This is a genomic window from Halobacterium sp. BOL4-2, assembly GCF_016917835.2.
In the GTDB taxonomy this organism is placed as follows: Archaea; Halobacteriota; Halobacteria; order Halobacteriales; family Halobacteriaceae; genus Halobacterium; species Halobacterium salinarum.
Genome location: NZ_CP070332.2, coordinates 863,138 through 883,665, shown reverse-complemented (window position 1 = coordinate 883,665; position 20,528 = coordinate 863,138). Strand labels below are relative to the sequence as shown.

The window sequence follows — 20,528 nt, the reverse complement described above, 5'->3', positions numbered from 1 at the left end:
TGCGCCAAGGGAGCTTGGGTGGTCCAAGCACTCGATTTGTAATCGAGAGTTCGTGGGTTCAAATCCCACCCTTGGCTTGATACGCTGTTGCTGGTGCGCTCCATCGCGCCGGGTTAGACGTGCGGTTCGAACACGTCCCGGTGGAGGCGTTCGGCCACCGCATCGAGGATGGTCTGGAGGTTCTGCGTGTCGTACTGGTTGTACGTCACCAGGCGGTCGAGCGCGGCTTCATCGTTGTCTTCGGCGTAGCGACGCCACAGCCGGACCGCCTCCCGACCGTCAACGTCGTCGACCTCCGCACGGTCGACCCCGAGGTCGCGTTCGACCTGCTTCAGCCCGCCGGTGAGATCCAGGCGTCGGCACGGATACATCAGGTCCAGGTGGGGGCTGTCCAGTGAGAGATCGAAGTGGTGCTCGAGGAACGGGGCGTCGAAGCGTTTGCCGTTGAACGACGCCACCATGGGCGCGTCGAGCAAGGCCTGTAGGCGCTCGCTGGTGAGGTCGCTGCCGCGGACGAGCGTGGTGGTGTCGCCGCCGCGGTGGACGCTGACCGTGGTGACGACGCTGCTGTGCTGGTCGAGCCCGGTGGTTTCGATGTCGAAGAAGGCGACGTCGTCGGCGACGTTCTCGTAGAGCCGCCAGAGCTCGCCCGACGGCAGCGCGTCGGCGAAAAACGACGTGTTGCCGGCGTCGAGGGCGCGCTCGGCGGCGTCGATGAACGAGTAGATGTTCTCGGCGGTGGCGTCCCCGATGCCGGGGCCGTCGCCGTCGAAGTCAGTCCAGTGTGTGACGCCGTGTTGCCAGAGGCGGCGTTCGGTCCGCTCGCCGACGCCGGCGGCCGGCAGAAACGAGTTCTCCACGCGCATATCCACGGCCTGGGGTGGCTGGCACATAGGCAGCGCGGTCTCCGGGCGGGTACGTGGTGCCGAGCGTCCGGTGTCGAGGGCGCACTCGCTGGTGGGTCGTCGAGTCGCCGTCGCGTGGCGGTGAAGTCGGTCAAAAGTGGCCGTGGGCAGCGGCCACCCGATGTCAGAGGCACGTCCACCGGACCTGCAAGCTGACCGGTGAACGTATGTCTGTTGTGCGGCGGACATAGTCAATCTTCCCCCTTCACAGTAAGGTGTGGTTTGTGGTGCCGTGTTAGCGATGTGTACTGCGTGCCCACTGCCGACGGCGCGGGCTCACGCGAGGGGCGCGTCGAGCGCACGCGCAACTGCGTCCTCGACCAGCCCTGCACGGACGAGATCGCCGACAGCAGCCATGTCATCAGCCAGCGCCCGGTCGCCGGCGACCGGCTCGGACACCTCGCGCACGAGGTCGTACGCCGCGGCTGTGCCCGCACCGAGCGCGAGACCCGGATCGAGGAACTCCCGGCCTTGTGCGCCACACAGCAGCTCCACGCCAACCACGGTGGCGGCCTTCTCGACGGCCTCCCGGAAGTTGTACGCCGCCCCCGCGCTCATGCTCACGTGGTCCTCCTGTGCGCCCGACACCGACGCGTTGTCGAGTGTTGGCTGGCCGAGCGACCGCAGGTCGTTGACCAGCGACGCGGCCGTGTACTGCGGGATCATCAGCCCCGAGTGCAGCCCGCTGTCCGGGGCGAGGAACGGCTCCAGGTGTGACTCCTGGGTTTCGGGGTTGAGCAGGCGGTCGGTGCGGCGCTCGCTGATCGCGGCGAGCTCGGCGAGCGCGCTGGCGGCGTATCCGAGGCGCAGCGCCAACACCTCGCCGTGGAAATTCCCCCCGGAGACGACCGCCGCCCGGTCGGTGCCACTGGCCCGCGGCCCCACGCGGTCGCCGGCGAACACCAGCGGGTTGTCGGTCGCGCTGTTGAGCTCCGTCGCCACGGCCGCTCGGAGGTGGTCCAGCGCGTCCCGAACGGCCCCGTGGACCTGTGGCAGGCACCGAATCGAGTAGGCGTCCTGCACGCGGTCGCAGTCCCGGTGGTGGTCGAGAACCTCGCTGCCGGCGGTCAGGTTCCTGATGTGTCGCGCGCTCACCGCCTGCCCGTCGTGGGGGCGGACCTCGTGGATCGCGGGGGCACAGCTCGCCGTCGTGGACATCGTCACCTCCGTCGTGAGCGCGCCCGCGGTGTCCGCACTGCGGAGCACGCGCTCGGCGTCCACGAGCGCCAGCGCAGCCACCCCGGTGGTCAGTTGCGTGCCGTTGATCAGCGCGAGCCCCTCTTTGGCCTGCAGCGTCACCGGCTCCAAGCCGGCCGCCGCGAGCGCCTCGGCGGCGGGCATGCGCTCGCCCGCCACGTCGGCCTGCCCCTCGCCGATGAGCACGCGGCTCATGTGTGCCAGCGGCGCGAGGTCGCCGCTCGCACCGAGACTGCCCCGTGACGGCACCACGGGATGGACGCCCTCGTTCAGCAGCCCCACGAGCACGTCCAGGACGCGCTCGCGGATGCCCGAATACCCCTTCGCGAGCGCGTTCAGCCGCGTCACCAGGAGCGCGCGCACCGCCGCCGTGTCGAGCTCGCTGCCGGCACCGGCGGCGTGACTGCGCACGAGGTTCGCCTGCAGGGCTTCCCGGTCGGCGGCGTCGATGCGGGTGTCGCTCATGGACCCGAAGCCGGTGTTCACGCCGTAGACCGCTTCGTCGCCGCCGAGCACGTCCGCGATGCGGGCTCGCGACTCTCGCACCGCCTCGCGCGCGCCGGCGGCGATGCTGACGGGCGCGTCGTGTCGTGCAACCGCGTCGACGCCTGCCGGGGTCAGCGATTCGCCATCGATGACGACGCCCTCGGTGGTCACGCCCCACCACCCCCGACGGCGACCGTGCCGTCCGTCAGCACGGCTTCGACGTTGTTCACACCGGGGTTGTACGGCAGGTGTACGTGGCTCGGGGCGTCCACGACGAGCACGTCCCCGTCGGTGCCTTCCCGGAGCGTGCCGGTGCCGTCCCGGCCGCGGTCGAGCGCGCTCGCGGCCCACGCGGTCGCGGCCAGCACCGCGTCCGCGGGCGCCATCCGCATCCCGTTGCACGCCAGGGACACGACGAACCCCATGCTGTGGGTGTAACAGTTCGGGTTCAGGTCGGTGCCGAGCGCGACCGGCGCGCCCGCGCGGTCGTCCGCTGCCGCCAGGAACTGCTGTGGGTCGGCGTACGCTTCGTCCAGCACGAACGCCGTCGCGGGGAGCAACACGGGCGTCACGCCGGCGTCGGCGAGGGCGGCGGCGTCCTCGGGCGTGGCGTGCAGGAGGTGGTCGGCGCTGGTCGCCCCGAGGTCGGCGGCGAGCTGCGCGCCCCCCAGTCGGGTGAACTCCTCGGCGTGAAGCTTCGGCGCGAGTCCGTGCTCGCGGCCGGCATCGAGGATCCGGCGGGACTGCTCGACGGTGAACACGTCCGCCTCACAGAACACGTCGCAGAACCTCGCAGGGCCGTTGGCGGCCGCCGGGAGCTGGTCGGCGATCACCGCGTCGACGTAGGCGTCGGCGTCGGTGTCGTCGGGCACGGCGTGCGCGCCGAGGAACGTGGTCACCACGTCGACGGGGTGCTCGGCGGCGGCGGCCGCGATGGCGTCGAGCATGCGACACTCCGTCTCCGTGTCCAGCCCGTAGCCGGTCTTCACCTCGGCGGTCGTGGTGCCGTGGGCGAGCATCACGTCGAGTTGCGCGGTGAGGTTCGCCACCAGGGCGGCGTCGCTGGCCGCGCGCACGGCGTCAACCGTCCGGAGGATGCCACCGCCCTCGGCGAGGATCTCCTGGTAGGGCTTGCCGCGGAGCTTCGCGGCGAACTCGTCGCTGCGGTCGCCCGCGAACAGGGCGTGCGTGTGCGGGTCAACGAACCCAGGGAGCACGGTCTTCCCGGTGGCGTCGATCGCCGTGGTGGCGTTCTCGGCGGGGTACGCCGCGAGCACGTCCGCGGTGTCCCCGACCGCGGCGACCGCGCCGTCGACGACCGCAACCGCGCCGTCGGCGTGCGTTTCGAGCGTGTCCCCACCCGCAGCGGGGCCGACGACCAACTCGCGCGCGCCGTGCACGACCGCGTCGAGGCTACTCATTGCGCCCCCGCGAGGAAATGCGCGATCGTCCGTGCGGCGGCGTCGACAGTTCGCCCGCCGGTGTCGAGGGTGGGTGCCGTTTCGACGAGTTCGAACCCGCGGATGCGGTCGTCGCTGGCGGCCAACGCCTCCACCAGCGCGAACAGCTCCCGGGGCTGGATGCCGCCCGGTGTCGGCGCGCTCGCACCCGGGTAGGCGGCGTCGAGCACGTCGATGTCCACGCTCACGTAGACGTGATCCACGCCGTCGAGGGCCTCGCGCGCGACGTCCAGGCTGCCGTCGCGGTCAGCGGCGACGGCGTCGCTCGTGACGATGCGGCCGCCCTGTTCGCGAAGGAACCCGGCGTACGCGGTGGTGGTTTCGAAGTGGCGCGCGCCGACGACAGCGAGCGCGTCCAGCCCGGCGTCGAACAGCTGTCGGTACGGCGTCCCGCTGGTCGGGCCACGGTCACCGACCGCTCGGCAGTCGAGGTGCGCGTCGACGCTCACGACACCGACCGCGCCGTTGTCCGCCGCGACGAGGGGCGCGACGTTCGCGTACGACAGGGAGTTGTCGCCGCCGACGAACACCGGCAGCGCCGCCGTTTCGTGGACCTCGGCCGCGGCTTCGCGGACCGCCGCCTGTGTGTCGGCCACGTCGCCGTCGGGGAGCACGACGTCACCGAGGTCCGCCACCCCGGAGACGGCCCCCGCGCCGAAATGGTGGGTTTTCACGCCCGCCAGCGACTCCCGGATCGCGGACGGCCCGTCGCGCGCCCCCCGACGGCCGATCACCGCGCCGTCGTACGGCTCGCCGACGAGGACGGCGTCGTAGTCGTCGGCGTCACTGGGTGTCGGGACCGGCTCGACGACGCCCCCGAACTGCTCGTCCCGTGGGTCGGTGCTCGTGGGCGCCCAGTCGGTCGCGTCCTGGAACATCACTGCTCACGCTCCGCGTCCCGCATCGGAACCGTAACCCCGGACGCTGCAGCCTCCACGAGCGCGTCCGCGTAGCCGGCGTCGGCGTGCCGGATCACGCCCATCCCGGGGTCGGTGGTGAACACCCGCCGCGCCGTCTCGGCGGCGGCGTCCGAGCCGTCGAGCACCACGTGGTTGTTGGTGTGCAGTGAGTTTCCGATCCCCACACCGCCGCCGTTGTGGACGCTGACGATGTCGGCGCCCGCCGCCGTGTTGAGGAGTGCGTTCAGGATCGGCCAGTCGGCGACGGCGTCCGTGCCGTCCCGCATGGCCTCGGTTTCGCGGTTGGGGCTGGCGACGCTGCCGGCGTCGAGGTGGTCGCGGGTGACGACGATCGGGGCCTCGATCTCGCCGCTATCGACGAGCTCGTTGATCCGAACCGCGAACCGGGCGCGCTCGGTGAGGCCGCCGTCCGCGGCGCAGTAGCCAAGCCAGCACACCCGACTGGGCAGCCCCTGGAACTGGACGTGTTCCTTCGCGAGGTCGATCCACCGGTGCAGGTCGTCTTTCTCCGGGAACAGCTCCGTGACGGCCCGGTCAGTGCGGTGGATGTCAGCGGGGTTCCCGGACAGCGCCACCCACCGGAACGGCCCCTTCCCGCGGCAGAACAACGGCCGGATGTACGCCGGCACGAACCCCGGGAAGTCGAACGGGTCGTGGGACTCCCCGGCGGTTGTCGTCACGTCACCGCGGTGGGCGGCGACCTGCCCACGGATGTTGTTCCCGTACTCGAAGGCGACCGCGCCCGCGTCCTGCATCGCGAGGACGGCGGCGACGTGGCGCGCCATCGTGTCCATCGACGCCTCGCGGTACGCGTCGGGGTCCTCCTCCCGCAGCTCGTCGGCGTCCGCGACGGTGTACCCGCTCGGGTAGTAGCCCGCCAGTTCGTCGTGCGCGCTCGTCTGGTCGGTGACCACGTCCGGCACGAAGTCTCGGTCGAGCATCCCCTCCAGCACGTCCGCGGCGTTGCCGTGAACGCCGACGCTGTAGGGGTCGCCCGCCTCGGCCGCCGCTGTCGAGCGCTCGATCGCCTCGCCGAGGTCGTCGGTTTTCTCCATGCAGTAGCCGGTCTCGATGCGGCGGTCGATGCGGGCCTCGTCGACCTCGGCGGCGATGCAGACGCCGTGGTTCATCGTGACCGCCAGCGGCTGCGCGCCACCCATCCCTCCGAGGCCGGCGGTCGCGACGATCTTCCCGCGGAGGCCGTCGTTGTCGGGGTAGTGGTCGCGGGCCAGCTCCGCCAGCGTCTCGAAGGTGCCCTGGATGATCCCCTGCGTGCCGATGTACGCCCACGAGCCCGCGGTCATCTGGCCGTACATGATCTTGCCCTCGGCCTCCAGTTCGTGGAACTGCTCCCAGTCGGCCCAGTTGCCGACCAGGTTCGAGTTCGCGATGAGCACGCTGGGCGCGCGCTCGTGGGTTTCGAAGACCCCCACCGGTTTCCCGGACTGCACGAGCAGCGTCTCGGCGTCCGCAAGCGTTCGGAGTTCGTCGAGGATGGCGTCGTAGGCGTCCCACGACCGGGCGGCCCGTCCGGTGCCGCCGTAGACAACGAGGTTCTCGGGGTCCTCTGCCACCTCGGGGTCGAGGTTGTTGTTCAGCATGCGCAACGCGGCTTCCTGTCGCCAGCCCTCGCACTCGATGTCGGTGCCGGTCGGTGCGCCCTGATAGGCCTGCCACTGGGCGGACGGCTCGCTCGTCTCCGCCGCCGCGTTTGGTGTGTCCATACAGCACACTCGGCGCGCGTGATCATGACGCTACACCCGCCACTAGACGGGTCGTTTATGCGTGGTCGCTGTGGGCTGGGCGTATGCAGCAAGCGACGCTCCGGCTCGCCGGGTCCGGGAGCGCGTACGCCGCCGCCACCGCAAACACCGACGCGCGCATGCAGTTGTGGTGCAACGACCACTGCGACCTCCTGGAGATCAGCGGCGGCGGTGTGGCGCGCGTGCTCGCCGCCGTCGACGCCCGCGTCGGCATCCGCGATCGCGTCACCGAAGGCGACACCACGGTTGCTGTGACCGAGGCGTGCCTGCGCGCGGCGACCGCCGACGGCGTTGAGGACACGCTCGCCGCTCACGGCTGCCTGCTCGTGCCACCGCTGACCTACGATGACGGCCAGAAACACCTCCAGGTGCTCGCGCTCTCGCCGGCGGCACTGACCGATGTGTATCACGCCCTGCGCGCGGACTACGAGATCACGGTCGCGGACAAACGCGAGGTGAGCGCGCCCGCCAGCGCGGCCCCAGGCACCCAGGCGGCCGATCTGACAGCCCGCCAGGCCGCCGTGCTTCGCGCCGCCGTCGACGCCGGCTACTACGAGCGACCCCGCGAAACCACCACCGCCGCCCTCGCCGACCGGTTCGACATCGCGCGGTCCACGCTCGAAGAACACCTGCGGCGCGCCGAGGGGAAGCTCGCGCGGGCCGCCGTCCGCGACTAACGGCGGGCCCGATACCACAACACTTCTGCGGCCCGCACACCCAGCCCGGTGTGTGCGTCGATTCGCTGGCGTGGTTCTCGGCGGCGTGCTCGCGCAGGCCGCCATTCTCGGGACGTTCGGCCAGCTCAGCCCCCACCACCCGGGCGCGGTGGTGGTGGCGTTCCGCGTGAGCACCACCGGCCTCATCGGCGGCTACGTCGCGGCCGCGCTCGGTACACACCACCCCCTGCGGACCGCGACCGCGGCCGGCGCTAGCGCCGGCGTCGGTGTCGGCGTGGCGTTCTGGTGGACGGTGCTGTACGGCGACACCGTGGGCGTGTTCCACCAACTCCACTACGTGCTCGCGACCGCGCCGATCCCTGGCCGGCTGGTGCGCACCGCACCCCGGGCGGTCGCCGCGGTCGCGGCGCTGCTCGTCGCCGCGGCGTTCACCGCCGGGGGGTACCTGGGTGGCTGGATGGTGGCGACGACGCGGGCGGCACGCCGGGACTGAGGCGGCCGCGACCACCACCCGAATCACAACGCCTTAGCGTGCGCGGCGGCGTACGCTATGAGGGAATGACGCTACTGACCGCCGACACCGTAGTGCAGGACGCGGACCGCGTGCTCCAGGACGGAGGCGTGGTGGTTGTTGACGACCGGATCACGGCGGTCGGCGACCGCGCCGCGCTGGCGGACGCCTACCCCGACCACGAGCGGATCGACGTGGACGTGCTCGCGCCCGGGCTGGTGGGTGCCCACGTGCATTCGGTGCAGAGCCTCGGCCGCGGGATCGCTGACGACCAGGAGCTGCTGGACTGGCTGTTCGACCACGTGCTCCCGATGGAGGCGGGGCTGGACGCCGCCGAAATGCGGGCGGCGGCCGACCTGGCGTATCTGGAGTTCGTCGAATCCGGCACCACCGGCGTCGTCGATCACCTCTCGGTCGATCACGCCGGCGAGGCGTTCGGGGCGGCCGCCGACAGCGGGGTGCGCGCGCGCCTCGGGAAGGTGCTCATGGACAAGGACTCCCCGGACGGCCTCCAGGAGGACACCGACGCGGCGCTCGCCGAGACGGAGGCGCTCATCCGCGAGTGGGACGGCGCTTGTGACGGGCGCATCCAGTACGCGATCACCCCGCGGTTTGCGGTCTCGTGTACGGAAGCGTGTCTGCGTGGCTGCCGCGCGCTCGCGGACGAGTACGGCGTTCGCATCCACACGCACGCAAGCGAAAACCAGGGCGAGATCGAGACCGTCGAAGCCGAGACCGGCAAGCGCAACATCCACTGGCTGGACGACGTCGGGTTGACCGGCGAGGACGTGGTGCTTGCACACTGCGTGTGGACCGACGACAGCGAGCGCGCGCTGCTCGCGGAGACGGGCACGCACGTCACGCACTGTCCGTCCTCGAACATGAAACTGGCGTCGGGCGTCGCGCCCGTCGCGGACTACCGCGAGCGCGGGATCAACGTCGCGCTCGGTACCGACGGCCCGCCGTGCAACAACACCCTCGACGGGTTCGCGGAGATGCGCCAGGCCAGCCTCCTGGGGAAAGTCGACGCCCTCGATCCGACCGCGCTGCCCGCCCGCAGCGTCTTCGAGATGGCGACGCACAACGGCGCGAAGGCCGCGGGCTTCGAGAACGTGGGGCGGATCGCGGAGGGATGGACGGCGGACCTCGTGGGCCTCAGCACCGACGCCGCGCGCTCGACGCCGATCCACGACCCGTACTCCCATCTGGTGTACGCCGCCCACGGCGACGACGTGACGCTCACGATGGTTGCTGGCGACGTGCTCTACCGGGACGGTGCCCACGTCCGGATGGACGCTCCCGCGATCCGGGAGCGCGCCCGCGAGTTCGCCGCTGAACTCTGACCCGCCGGCCGCCCGGGCCGACACGCAGCGTTGCGGTATGGCTGCCCGTGGCACACCCGTTCCAAGCCGAGACGTACTTCAACCACGACAGATTTTGCGGGGACATGACCGAGAGTGGTCCGCTGGAGAATATGCTCGCGCAGATGGAGCAGGCGCGCGAGTACGTTGACATCGACGACGGCATCTACGAGCGACTGAAGTCCCCCGAGCGAACGCTGTCCGTCAGTCTCCCGGTGCGCATGGACGACGGCAGCGTGGAAGTGTTCGACGCCTACCGCTGCCAGTTCGACAGCGCACGCGGCCCCTACAAGGGCGGCATCCGCTACCACCCGACCGTCTCCGAGGAAGAGGTGTCCGCGCTGGCCGGCTGGATGACCTGGAAGACCGCGCTCGTCGACCTGCCGTTCGGCGGCGCGAAGGGGGGCATCGTCTGCAACCCCAAGGAGCTCTCGGACAACGAGATCGAGCAGCTCACCCGCCGCTACACCGAGGGCATCCGCCGGATGATCGGCCCGGAGACGGACATCCCCGCGCCCGACATGAACACCGACCCCCGCACGATGGCGTGGGTCATGGACACCTACTCCGTCTACCAGGGGTACGCGGTTCCGGAAGTCGTCACCGGCAAACCCCCCGAGATCGGCGGCACCGACGGCCGCGTGGAGGCCACCGGCCGCGGCGTCTCCATCATCACCGAGGAGACCTTCGAATACTTCGACACCGACATCCAGGACGCCGACGTGGCGATCCAGGGCTTCGGAAACGTCGGCAGCGTCACGGCCGATCTGCTCTCCGAGCGCGGCGCGAACATCGTCGCCGTCTCGGACGTGACCGGCGCGATCCACGACCCAACCGGGCTCGATATCGCCGACGTGCAGGCGTACGCTGACGCCAACGGCGGCCGCCTGGAGGGGTACGACGCCGACCCCATCTCCAACGACGACCTCCTCACGCTGGACGTCGACGCCCTGATCCCCGCCGCGATCGAGGACGTCATCACCGTCGACGTGGCCGAACGCCTCGCGGCCGACGTGATCGTGGAAGCCGCCAACGGCCCGACGACCTTCGACGCCGCCCAAGTCCTCAGCGACCGCGGCGTCCCCGTCGTCCCGGACATCCTCGCGAACGCCGGCGGCGTCATCGTCTCGTACCTCGAATGGGTGCAGAACAGCCAGCAGTACTCCTGGGACGTCGAGGAGGTCAACCGCGACCTCCGACAGCGGCTCACGGGTGCCTTCGACGAGATGCTGGTGGCCTACGAGGACCGCAACATCCCGACGCTGCGCACCGCCGCCTACACCATCGCCTTGGAGCGCAGCGCGGACGCCCACGAGTTCCGCGGGCTGTTCCCGTAACCCAACCCGAGGAGTTAACCCCGCTGCCCTCACAGCCCGGGGCATGAGCCACGAGGCGGTGTTCGTCGACCTCGACAACACCCTCTACCCCTACCAGCCGTGCAACGAGGCGGGCCAACAGGCGGCCTGGGAGACAGCCACCGACCGCGGCTACGACGTCTCGCGGGCGGCGTTCGAATCGCTGTACTCCCGGGCGCGCGCCGCGGTCAAACGCGAGGTTTCCGAAACCGCAAGCGCCCACGACCGCGGCCTCTACTTCAAGCGCGCGATCGAACTGCAGGCGGGCACCCCCAACGCGGCCGACGCGCTGGCGCTGGCCGACGCCTACTGGGACGCCTACATCGACGCGCTGTCGCTTTTCGACGGCGTTCGAGAGACACTAGATCGTCTTCGGGACGCCGGCCTGGACGTAGCTGTGGTGACGAACCTGACGACGCGCGTGCAGCTGCGGAAGCTCGCGGCTACGGGGCTGGCCGACCGCGTCGACTGCGTGCTCACCAGCCAGGAGGTCGGTCGCGAGAAACCCGCGAGCGTGATGTTCACCGTGCCGCTGGCGCGCCTCGGTGTCGCACCCGCGGACACAGTGATGGTCGGCGACTCGGTGGCGTCGGACGTCGTGGGCGCGAACGGCGTCGGGCTGACGAGCGTGCTGTGCAACAACGACCGCACGGGGCTGACCGGCCGCGAATCGCCCGACCACAGGATTGAATCGTTCCGGGACGTAACGGACGTGGTACTGTAACCATGCTCGCCCGTGAACGCGTCGACGTGGTGGACTACGCACCGGCACTGAGTGACCTCACGCCCGGCCGCACCGGGAACCTGAGCGTTCGCGACGGCGACCGGTTCGCCGCGACGCCGACCGGCGTCCCCTACGACGGCTTCGACGCCAGCGACGTGCCCGTGGTCACCCTCGACGGTGACGTGGTCGCCGGCGAGATGACGCCCACCAGCGAGGTCCCGATGCACACGGGCATCTACCAGCGCCTTGACGCGGGCGCGATCGTGCACACGCACTCGCCGTGGGCGTCCACACTGGCGGTGCTGGGCGACGAACTCCCCCCGATCCACTACATGATCACGGCGGTCGGGCGGCGCGTCCCGGTCGCGGAGTACGCGCCCTACGGCTCCGACGATCTGGCCGAACTCGTCGTCACGGAGATGGCCGACGCGAACAGCGACGCCTGCATCCTCGCCCACCACGGCCTCGTCGTCGTCGGCGACGATCTGGCCGACGCCGTCGAGAACACCATCCACGTCGAGGAGCTGTGCAAGGTGTATCTGCGGGCGCGCCGCCACGGCGACCCGGACACGCTCACCGACGACCAACTGGCCGCCGTCGAGCGCCGGTTCCAGTCCTACGGGCAGGGCGGCGACTGAGCCACCGTCAGCGGCTCACAGCGCCCGGTTCGCGAAATGCGTGAGTGTCAGCATCGCGACCACGAGCATCCCGAAGCCGGCAACCGCGAACCACGCCGACGCGATCCGCGGGGACGCAGTCACGTCGGGCGCGCCCACCCACACGGCCCCGCCCGTGGTCGCCGTCACCAGCCCGTAGACGTACGCCCGGATGCATTCGTAGCCCACTCCCACCACGTCCATGTCTCGCTGTCGTGTTCGACTGGCTATATTTGTTCGGGTGTTTCTCACGCCCGCTCACACAGTGTGTTGTGGTGAACGCCCGCACACGAGCCCGAAACTCGAAGTACTATAACAGCGGCGCGGTGACCATAGAGACATGACTGACGTGGATGTCGCCGTGGTTGGTGGTGGGCCAGCGGGGTCGACCGCTGCGTACGCGGCCGCCGACGCAGGCGCTGACGCCGTCGTCTACGAGAAGGGCGTGCCCCGAAGTGACCGCGACCGCCTCGGCCCCGACTCGACGGACGCAGCCGGCTTCCTGGATTACTGGCTGGACGTCGCCGGCCTCGATGTCGCGGACATCCCCGACGACGTGATCGAACACGACCTGGCCGACGCCGAGTTCATCGGGCCCACCGAGCGCGTGACCGTCGACCGGACCGGCATCGACAACGACTACGACGCCTTCGGGTTCACCTTCCATCGCGCCCGCTTCGACGACTGGCTCCGGGATCGCGCCGAGGCAGCCGGCGCGCGCTACGAGGCCGGCACCACGGTGAAGACGGTGGACTCACACATCGACGGTGACGGCCACGAGCACACCCTCCACCTCGGTGGTGGGGAGACAGTCACCACCGAGTATCTCGTGCTCGCCGACGGCCCCCAGCGTCAGATCACCATGCGCGTCCTCGACCCCCTGTTGCCCGCGGACACGCAGGCCAGCACGGTGCTCAGCCCGCCGGACGCCAACCACATCGCGTACCAGGAGTACCGCCAGTTCCCGGACGACGTCTTCGACGACGCCTCCCTGAAGTTCTGGTGGGGATGGATGCCCGGCGAGACCGCCTACCCCTGGGTGTTCCCGAACCAGGGCAACGTCGCCCGGGTCGGACTGACGATGCCCATCGGCCTGGACATCGCCGACTTCGACCCCGACGACTGGCGGCTGCTGCGCGCGGACGACGACAAGATCCCGTCCGGCAGCGAGTACATCCGCCGCTTCCTCACCGAGGTGTACGGCGACGAGTACGACATCGACACGGCGTTTCCGATCGTCGACGACCACGGCAAAGCCGGCGGCACCGAAACCTACCCGATCTCGTCGACGCAACCCATCGAATCACCGGTCGAGGCGGGCATCGCCGTCACCGGCGGCGCGATGGGCGCGACCTCGGCGTTCCACGAGGGCGGCGACCACGTCGCCCACCGGACGGGCCTGCTTGCCGGGCGGCTGGCGGCCACGGAGAGCCTCGAGGAGTACAACGACGCCTGGCACGACGCCATCGGCGACGAGGTGAAACGCAACGTCGCAATGGCGAACATCGTCGGGTCGTTCGGCCCCGACGACTGGGACGACACGATCCGCATCACGCGATCGATGCTGGACGCCACCGACACCGGCAGCGTCATCTCCAAGTCCAGTGCGCGCTCGGCCGCCGGCGGGCTCAAGCTCTACGGCAAATACCGGAAAGCGAAGTTCGGGCTGCGCAACGGCCGCTACGTGAGTCTGCACGCGTCGGATTACTCGCTGTAACGGCGTGATGTCGCAGCGCTGACCACCCGCTCGCTGGTTCCGTAACTGGTTCCCTGTCGGGACCCAAACCCCCAGCGTATGCTATCCGAAGGTACCACCGCACCCGACTTCTCGCTTGCCAACCAGGACGACGAGACGGTGTCGCTCTCGTCGTTCGCGGGCCAACACGTCGTTGTCTACTTCTACCCACGCGCCGACACGCCGGGCTGCACGAGCGAAGCCTGCGAGTTCCGCGACAACTGGGGGCGCTACGACGACGCCGGCGTGCCCGTCGTCGGCATCAGCGACGACCCCGTCTCGGAGCTCGCGGCGTTCAAAGACAAGTACAACCTGCCGTTCGATCTGTTGAGTGACGCCGGCGGCGAGGTGGCGACCGCCTACGAGTCCTACGACGAACAGGAGATCACGGGCGAACTGATGGACGTGACGCTTCGCAACACGTACGTCATCGGTCCCGACGGCACGATCACCGCCGCCTTCGAGGGCGTCGACCCCGAGGGGCACGCCGACGAGGTGCTGGCCGCCATCGAGGACGCCGCGTAGTCGACACCGTTTTCTTCCATGTGCCCGACACCCAGGCTGTGAGCCGAGACCACGACAAACTGGTGCGCGACGAGGTGCCTGACGCCATCCGCGAGGACGGAGAGACGCCAGTCACGCACCGCGCGTCGGGCGAGGAATACCGCGACCGCCTCGCGGACAAACTCCTCGAAGAGGCCACGGAGTTCGCCGAGAGCCGCGCCATCGCCGAGATCGGCGACGTGCTGGACGTCGTCGACGCGATCTGTGCCGCCCGCGACATCGACCGCGACTATCTCGAGGACATGCGCGCCGCGAAAAGCGACGAGCGCGGCGGCTTCGTCGAGGGGATCGTCCTGGACGGCGTCGAACCGACCCCCGAGCACAAACACGCCGACTGGGAGGAGCCCGAGTAACGCCGCGCTTACCATCCTCGGGGTGTATCCGTGTCCATGGACTGGACCGAAGTCACCCGCCAGACCGGCCGCGAGTGGGAGCGCGCCGACGGCAACGCCATCGTTCGCGCACGCCGGACCGCCGGCGGCGACTGGGCGGTGACGTACGAGCGCCTGACCCAAGCCCCCGACGGCTCGACGTACGAACGCACCACAGCCCCAACCGAGGACGACGCCCTCGCGGTGGCCGCCGAGTTCCGCGACTGACCGGAACCCAGCGCCCGCTACGGGCACCCACGTTCCCACGCACCGATAATTAGCTTCCACGTACATGTTCCGGGCGAGGATTGCCAGGGGTACCGGGCGGCACCCGCCCACCCCACAGTAGACATGTCTCACACACAGCCCACCACCACCTCGGACGTACTGCACCGGTTCTGGCGGCGCTACGAGTCGTTCATCTGGTGGACGATGGACGCAGTCGGCGTCGCCAGCTCCGTCCGTGCGAAGATCCTGTTGGCGGTCACGATCCAGTTCGCGGTGTCGCTTGCCCAGGTCGTCGTGCCGGTGTACTTCTCGGGGCCGGCACGCATCACGGCGGTCGGCGTGCTCGTCGTGGGCGCGACCCTGGCGCTCGTCAACACCGTGCTGGTCGTCGAACGGGACATCGTCGACCCCGTGACCGGGCTGCAGGCCGCGGCCACGCACATCGCGGAGGGCGACCTCGCGGCCGGTGACCCGCCCCGCGCCGACGGCCAACAGGACGAGATCGGCGCGCTCGTCGACGACTTCGCGGCGATGCACAGCCACCTCCGGGTGGTCGCCGCGCAGGCCGAAGCGCTCGCCGACCACGACTTCGACGCGGCCGTCCTCGAAACCTCGCTTCCCGGGCGGTTCGGCGCGTCCCTGCGCCGCATGACCGCGAGCCTGGATCGGTACATCGACCGCATCACGGCCGACCGGGAGCGCTCCACGCTCCTGAACTACCTCGTCAGCCACGACGTTCCCAACGTGGTGAACGTGCTCAGCGGCCGCCTGCAGTTGGCGCGCCGCCAGACTGACGCCCAGGCCGTCCGCGACCACCTCGACGTCGCGGACCGGCAGGTCTCGAAGGTCGAGGAGGTCTGTGACGTCGTCGGGAAGCTCACGCGTGACGACGGCGCGGCGGCGATCGACGTCGTCACGCTGCTCGACAGTGAGGTGGCGCGGGTCACGGAGTCGTACCCGGACGCGCAGGTCAGCGCCGACCTCCCGTCACCGCCGTGCCGGGTTCGGGGCAACGAGCTGTTGAACTCCGTGTTCCGGAACCTCATCACCAACGCCGTCGAGCACAACGACGCCCCGACGCCTCGGGTCACAGTCTCGGTCGCGGTCGAGGCCGAATCGGTGACGGTGCGGGTCGCGGACAACGGCCCCGGCCTGGACGTCTCGGACAGCGAGTCGTTCTTCCAGCACCGGCCGGTCGGAACGGGGTTGAACATCGTGCACACGGCCGTGCGGACGTTCGGCGGGACGGTGACCGTCGCCGACAGCGACCTCGGCGGCACCGCCTTCGAGGTGGCGCTGCCGCGGGACGCCGAGTCGCCGTCACGCACCGTCCGGCGGCCGGTCGATCCGCCCACCGTGAGCGACTGACCACACGCCGGGTCAGTCCATCATCTCGCGGGCGATCACGTTCTTCTGGATCTCCGTGGTGCCCTCGTAGAGCTGCGTGATCTTGGCGTCCCGGTAGAACCGCTCCACGTCGAAGTCGTTGACGTAGCCCGCGCCGCCGTGGATCTGGACCGCCTCGTCGGCGACCTCAACGGCGATCCGGGACGCGAACGATTTCGCCATCGACGCCAGCGCGGTGAGTTGGTCGTCGCGGTGGTCGACGCTCCACGCGGACTTCCGCGTGAGCGTGCGCGCGGCCTCCGTTTTCGTCTGCATCTCCGCGAGCTTGTGCTGGATGGCTTGGAAGTCGGCGACGGGCTGGCCGAACTGCTCGCGCTCCTGGGCGTACGCGAGCGCGCGCTCGGTGGCACCGCGCGCGATGCCCACACCCTGTGCGGCGACGGTGGTGCGGGTTTCGTCGAAGAACTGCATCAGTTGGAGGAACCCGCCCCCGCGCGTGCCGATGAGGTTCTCCTCGGGAACGCGCACGGCGTCGAGCACGAGTTCGGCGGTGTCGGACGCCCGGATGCCGAGTTTGCCCGTGATCTTCTCGGCGGTGAACCCGTCGCGGTCGCTTTCGACGACGATCTGACTGAACCCCTCGTAGCGCCCGCTGGCGTCGGGATCGGTCCGGCACAGGACGACGAAATAGTCGCCCACGGAGCCGTTCGTGATCCACATCTTGTTGCCGTCGATGATCCACTCGTCGCCGTCTTTCTCGGCGGTTGCGGAGACGCTTGCCACGTCCGAGCCGGTGTCGGGCTCGGAGATCGCCGACCCCATGATGGCGTCGCCGGCGGTGACGGGTTCGAGGAACCGCCGCTTCTGGTCGTCGGTCCCGAACGCCGTGATCGCTTCGGCACCGAACCCGGCGCTGGCGACGCACAGCCCGATGCCGGGGTCGGCGGCGAACAGCTCCTCGACGATGATGGCGACCTCCACCGGTGAGTAGCCGGCACCGCCGTACGCCATGGGGATGCCCGGCCCCAGGAGGCCGGCGTCGGCGGCCTTGTCCATGACCTCGTGGGGGAACGATTCGGCCGTGTCGTGTTCGGTGGCGACGGGCCTGATCTCGTTGTCTGCGAACCGCTGCACTTCGGCTTTGATCGCGCGTTGTTCGTCGCTGAGTTCGAAGTCCATGTGGTATCATCCAGCATACATCATGAAAAATACTTGTAAACGCTCGGCATCACTTCCGCGGTTGCCGTCCCGTCACGAACCCAACTGAAACTGCATTCCGGAAACCACCATAAGCAGCGCCGACGTACGACACACTGTATGTCCGAATACGAACTCCCACCGCTGCCGTACGACTACGACGCGCTCGAACCACACATCAGCGAGCAGGTGCTCACGTGGCATCACGACACCCACCATCAGGGCTACGTGAACGGCTGGAACGACGCCGAGGAGACGCTGGCGGAGAACCGTGAGACCGGCGACCACGCCTCGACAGCCGGCGCGCTCGGGGACGTCACGCACAACGGCTCGGGGCACATCCTCCACACGCTGTTCTGGCAGTCCATGAGCCCGGCGGGCGGCGACGAGCCGTCCGGGGCGCTCGCCGACCGCATCGCGGCGGACTTCGGCTCCTACGAGAACTGGCGGGCCGAGTTCGAGGCCGCCGCCAGCGCGGCCAGCGGCTGGGCGCTGCTCGTCTACGACTCCCACAGCAACACGCTCCGGAACGTGGCCGTGGACAACCACGACGAGGGCGCACTCTGGGGCAGCCACCCCATCCTCGCCCTCGACGTCTGGGAGCACTCCTACTACTACGACTACGGTCCCGACCGCGGCAGCTTCGTCGACGCCTTCTTCGAGGTCGTCGACTGGGACGAGCCCACCGAGCGCTTCGAGCAGGCGGCCGAGCGCTTCGAGTAACGCCCCGCCCGCGGGGACACCCTGAAACGCCACGCTTTCTTCGCCGTGTAGCGTTCCGATAGCTTCTATACACACCTCGGCCAACACCGGTGTGTGGTCACGTCACCCGTTGTCGACGACCTCCGATACCAGCTCGTCGCGGAGGGCTGGATGACCGCCCACGCCCGCGTGAACCCCACGACGGTGATGGTGCGGGCGCTGCGCGGCGACGGCCAACACCCGCTGCGGCTGCTCGTGTTGGTCGGCGACGACAGCACCGCCACCGTCACGGAGCGACACGTGGCGTATCTGGTTGCCGGCGCTGGAGACACGGACGCCGACGCCACGCTGCTGACGGCGCTCGGTCGGATCACCGACGGCGCACACCGCGCCGCCGAGGCCAACGGCGTGGCTGTCGTTGCTCCGGCGACGATCCGAAACGACGACGTCGACACCACGATCCACGACATCCTGGTGGCGACCGCCGACGACGCCGGCAAGCGGTCCGTGCCCGCAGCCGCGGCCACTGACGACTCTGCGGTGGCCGTCCGTGACGCCACAGACACGTAACGTCGTGCCGCGGCGGGCGGTTACTCGTGGGTGTTCGGGTTGTGCGGACTGGGGTCCAGTGCGCGCCGCACGAACGGCATCAGCAACCCGATCCCGAGCGCGAACCCGGCGCCGAGCACGCCGAGGTTGCCCCAGTCGATGCCGCCGCTTGCTGCCCCGCCGACGTCGGCGTCGCCGACGACGACCGCGCCTTTCATCCCCATCGCACGATGGGGGCTGCAGAAGTACGTGTACACGCCCGCCGTCTCGAACGTGTGGCTGTCGGTGTACCCCTCGTTGTTGATCTCCTCGACGCCGCCCCAGTCGGCGCTGTCGGGCTGGCTCTCGACGGCGACGTTGTGCGTGTTCGACACCCAGTCGAAGGTCACCGTCGTGCCCGGGTCGACCCGCACGGCCGCCGGCCCGAACCCGTACGCGCCGCCGTTCGCGTCGACGCCGACGTCCACGGTGACCTCGCTGCTGCCGGTTTCGTCGCGGACGCCGTCGTAGTTGCTCACGTCGCCCAGCCAGTCGTCGATGCTGGCGCTCTGTGCTGCGCCACCGGCGGCGAACCCGCCGATCCCGGCCGCGGCCGCGCCGGCCCCAGCCGACCCCTGCAACACGCGCCGTCTCGTAACCGCTGAATCGCTGTCAGTCATCCTCACCTAGGCATCGTACCCTGCGAAGTCCATCAACTTCCCGAAGATGTCCGAGTCCATGGCGTCCTTGTAGACGATCCCCGAGAGCATGCCACCGGGGTAGAACGTGCCGTTCATCACGTGGTTGACCTTGTGGCAGTGCATCAGGTAGATGCCGGGGTCGGCGTCGGCCTGGAACTCGATGGTGTGGCGCTCGGCGGGAGCCATGTCGGTGATGTCCATGGTGTGTTGGGCGGCCGCCGGGATCTGCCCGCCGTCCTTCTCGACCATGCGGAAGCGGTGGTTGTGGATGTGCAGCGGGTGGTTCATGTACCCGCCGTTGACCAGGTGGAGCCGGACCGTATCACCCTGCTCGACGATGACCGGTGAGCCGTCCTCGGGGTGGAGGGTTCGCGGCGCGGACTTGCCGTTGACGGTGAACACGTCGGGGTTGCGGGTGCGCGGGCTGTAGTCGACGTCCTCGCCGGCCATGCTGCGGTTCAGCCGCGAGTCCCAGTCTTTGACCGTCATGAAATACTCCTTGTCGGCGGGCTCGTACCCCTTGGGGTCGATGCGGAAGATGCCGTACATCCCCATGTCGATGTGGCGCTGGGTCTGGTAGTGGCAGTGGTAGAGGTGCGTTCCCGGGACGTTGGCGGGAATGGTGTAGGTGTGTTTTTCGCCGGGGCCGACCCGGATGCCGGTGGTCGTCGGGACGCCGTCGTCCTCCCAAGCGGTCTGTGATCCGTGGAAATGCAGCGTGTGTGGGCGCTTGCCGTCCGTGTTGTCGAGCGTCACCTCGATGTCCTGGCCTTCCTCGGTGCGCACGATGGGGCCGGGCACGCTCGGGTCGCCGTCTTCGGTGGCGAACGCCCACACCCGGGGGAGCTTCACCGGGCCGCCCATCGAGTCCAGGGGGTGGACGTCGTGGACCGCCGGCACGCTTTTCAGCGTCACCTGGTTGCCCTGCTCGGTGGCGTCGACGACCTCCGGCGGACTCGTGGTCGGGAGTCCGGATTGTTTGGCCGCAGTGGTCGTGTCCGTCACCGACTCCCCTCCGTCGGGAGCGGTGCAGCCGGCGATGGCAGCGGTCCCGACGCCAGCGGTCGCCGCCACGAAGTCACGCCGCGAGATGCCGAGGCCGGGAGCGCCGATCTGATCGGTCATACACGCCGTGCTATG

General features: G+C 69.6%; 22 protein-coding genes and 1 tRNA gene. 14 read left to right on the top strand and 9 right to left on the bottom strand.

All coding sequences use genetic code 11. From position 1 onward, the window contains the following. Positions 1-3 precede the first annotated feature (3 nt). Positions 4-77, top strand: a tRNA-Thr gene (locus tag JRZ79_RS17890). 36 nt (positions 78-113) lie between these two features. Here JRZ79_RS17890 and JRZ79_RS17885 read toward each other — a convergent pair. The 5 genes from JRZ79_RS17885 to hutU all read right to left on the bottom strand — a co-directional run bounded on the left by JRZ79_RS17885 (position 114) and on the right by hutU (position 6,692). Next, on the bottom strand, positions 114-866 hold the full coding sequence (locus tag JRZ79_RS17885) for a ribonuclease H-like domain-containing protein (protein WP_205252700.1): 753 nt from the start codon (positions 864-866) through the stop codon (positions 114-116). A gap of 315 nt (positions 867-1,181) precedes the next feature. Then, entirely contained in the window at positions 1,182-2,759 is a 1,578-nt protein-coding gene (gene hutH / locus JRZ79_RS17880) for a histidine ammonia-lyase (RefSeq protein WP_205252699.1), read from the bottom strand. Continuing rightward, positions 2,756-4,009 (bottom strand): imidazolonepropionase, encoded by a 1,254-nt coding sequence (hutI, locus tag JRZ79_RS17875; protein WP_205252698.1) that lies wholly within the window; start codon positions 4,007-4,009, stop codon positions 2,756-2,758. The genes hutH and hutI overlap by 4 nt, the downstream gene beginning before the upstream one ends. Beyond that, positions 4,006-4,926: a formimidoylglutamase gene (gene hutG / locus JRZ79_RS17870; protein WP_205252697.1), complete on the bottom strand. Its 921-nt coding sequence runs from the start codon at positions 4,924-4,926 to the stop codon at positions 4,006-4,008. The genes hutI and hutG overlap by 4 nt, the downstream gene beginning before the upstream one ends. After that, a complete protein-coding gene (hutU, locus tag JRZ79_RS17865; RefSeq protein ID WP_205252696.1) occupies positions 4,926-6,692 on the bottom strand; it encodes a urocanate hydratase in 1,767 nt (588 codons plus the stop codon). Before hutU ends, hutG begins: the two co-directional genes overlap by 1 nt. Positions 6,693-6,775: 83 nt before the next feature. Here hutU and JRZ79_RS17860 point away from each other — a divergent pair, with 83 nt between their 5' ends. The 6 genes from JRZ79_RS17860 (at position 6,776) to JRZ79_RS17835 (ending at position 11,997) form a co-directional block, all read left to right on the top strand. Beyond that, positions 6,776-7,408, top strand: a complete 633-nt coding sequence (locus JRZ79_RS17860; RefSeq protein ID WP_136361425.1) for a helix-turn-helix domain-containing protein — start codon at positions 6,776-6,778, stop codon at positions 7,406-7,408. Between the two features lie 52 nt (positions 7,409-7,460). Further along, complete coding sequence (locus JRZ79_RS17855) at positions 7,461-7,901, top strand: hypothetical protein (protein ID WP_205252695.1); 441 nt, start codon at positions 7,461-7,463, stop codon at positions 7,899-7,901. Positions 7,902-7,966: 65 nt separating this feature from the next. Continuing rightward, positions 7,967-9,262, top strand: coding sequence for a 5'-deoxyadenosine deaminase (locus JRZ79_RS17850; RefSeq protein WP_205252694.1), 1,296 nt, complete (start codon positions 7,967-7,969; stop codon positions 9,260-9,262). A 104-nt stretch (positions 9,263-9,366) separates the two neighbouring features. Continuing rightward, positions 9,367-10,617, top strand: a complete 1,251-nt coding sequence (gene gdhA2, locus JRZ79_RS17845; protein WP_205252693.1) for a glutamate dehydrogenase GdhA2 — start codon at positions 9,367-9,369, stop codon at positions 10,615-10,617. Positions 10,618-10,660: 43 nt separating this feature from the next. Next, a complete protein-coding gene (locus JRZ79_RS17840; protein WP_205252692.1) occupies positions 10,661-11,359 on the top strand; it encodes an HAD family hydrolase in 699 nt (232 codons plus the stop codon). Between the two features lie 2 nt (positions 11,360-11,361). Next, a complete protein-coding gene (locus tag JRZ79_RS17835) occupies positions 11,362-11,997 on the top strand; it encodes a class II aldolase/adducin family protein (RefSeq protein WP_205252691.1) in 636 nt (211 codons plus the stop codon). Between the two features lie 15 nt (positions 11,998-12,012). Here the strand turns inward: JRZ79_RS17835 and JRZ79_RS17830 are convergent, their stop codons facing one another. Then, complete coding sequence (locus tag JRZ79_RS17830; protein ID WP_010902867.1) at positions 12,013-12,219, bottom strand: hypothetical protein; 207 nt, start codon at positions 12,217-12,219, stop codon at positions 12,013-12,015. A gap of 136 nt (positions 12,220-12,355) precedes the next feature. On the opposite strand from JRZ79_RS17830, the gene JRZ79_RS17825 reads away from it, so the two are divergent. The 5 genes from JRZ79_RS17825 (at position 12,356) to JRZ79_RS17805 (ending at position 16,281) form a co-directional block, all read left to right on the top strand. Further along, entirely contained in the window at positions 12,356-13,732 is a 1,377-nt protein-coding gene (locus JRZ79_RS17825; protein ID WP_205252690.1) for an NAD(P)/FAD-dependent oxidoreductase, read from the top strand. 78 nt (positions 13,733-13,810) lie between these two features. Further along, positions 13,811-14,275: a peroxiredoxin gene (locus tag JRZ79_RS17820; protein ID WP_010902865.1), complete on the top strand. Its 465-nt coding sequence runs from the start codon at positions 13,811-13,813 to the stop codon at positions 14,273-14,275. 38 nt (positions 14,276-14,313) lie between these two features. Continuing rightward, positions 14,314-14,667, top strand: coding sequence for a nucleoside triphosphate pyrophosphohydrolase (locus JRZ79_RS17815; RefSeq protein WP_012289290.1), 354 nt, complete (start codon positions 14,314-14,316; stop codon positions 14,665-14,667). Positions 14,668-14,703: 36 nt separating this feature from the next. Next, positions 14,704-14,913 (top strand): hypothetical protein, encoded by a 210-nt coding sequence (locus JRZ79_RS17810; RefSeq protein WP_205252689.1) that lies wholly within the window; start codon positions 14,704-14,706, stop codon positions 14,911-14,913. A gap of 123 nt (positions 14,914-15,036) precedes the next feature. After that, the gene (locus tag JRZ79_RS17805; RefSeq protein ID WP_205252688.1) at positions 15,037-16,281 is read left to right on the top strand and encodes an ATP-binding protein; all 1,245 of its coding nucleotides are present in this window, start codon (positions 15,037-15,039) and stop codon (positions 16,279-16,281) included. 12 nt (positions 16,282-16,293) lie between these two features. On the opposite strand, the gene JRZ79_RS17800 is transcribed toward JRZ79_RS17805, so the two are convergent. Continuing rightward, positions 16,294-17,439 (bottom strand): acyl-CoA dehydrogenase family protein, encoded by a 1,146-nt coding sequence (locus tag JRZ79_RS17800; protein WP_010902861.1) that lies wholly within the window; start codon positions 17,437-17,439, stop codon positions 16,294-16,296. 138 nt (positions 17,440-17,577) lie between these two features. Between JRZ79_RS17800 and sod the strand changes: the two genes are divergently transcribed. Then, on the top strand, positions 17,578-18,180 hold the full coding sequence (gene sod, locus JRZ79_RS17795) for a superoxide dismutase (RefSeq protein WP_010902860.1): 603 nt from the start codon (positions 17,578-17,580) through the stop codon (positions 18,178-18,180). Between the two features lie 93 nt (positions 18,181-18,273). Next, a complete protein-coding gene (locus tag JRZ79_RS17790) occupies positions 18,274-18,729 on the top strand; it encodes a hypothetical protein (protein ID WP_229373424.1) in 456 nt (151 codons plus the stop codon). A 20-nt stretch (positions 18,730-18,749) separates the two neighbouring features. On the opposite strand, the gene JRZ79_RS17785 is transcribed toward JRZ79_RS17790, so the two are convergent. Then, complete coding sequence (locus tag JRZ79_RS17785; RefSeq protein ID WP_205252687.1) at positions 18,750-19,367, bottom strand: halocyanin domain-containing protein; 618 nt, start codon at positions 19,365-19,367, stop codon at positions 18,750-18,752. A gap of 6 nt (positions 19,368-19,373) precedes the next feature. Continuing rightward, positions 19,374-20,513 (bottom strand): multicopper oxidase family protein, encoded by a 1,140-nt coding sequence (locus JRZ79_RS17780; RefSeq protein WP_136361417.1) that lies wholly within the window; start codon positions 20,511-20,513, stop codon positions 19,374-19,376. Between the last annotated feature and the right edge of the window lie 15 nt (positions 20,514-20,528).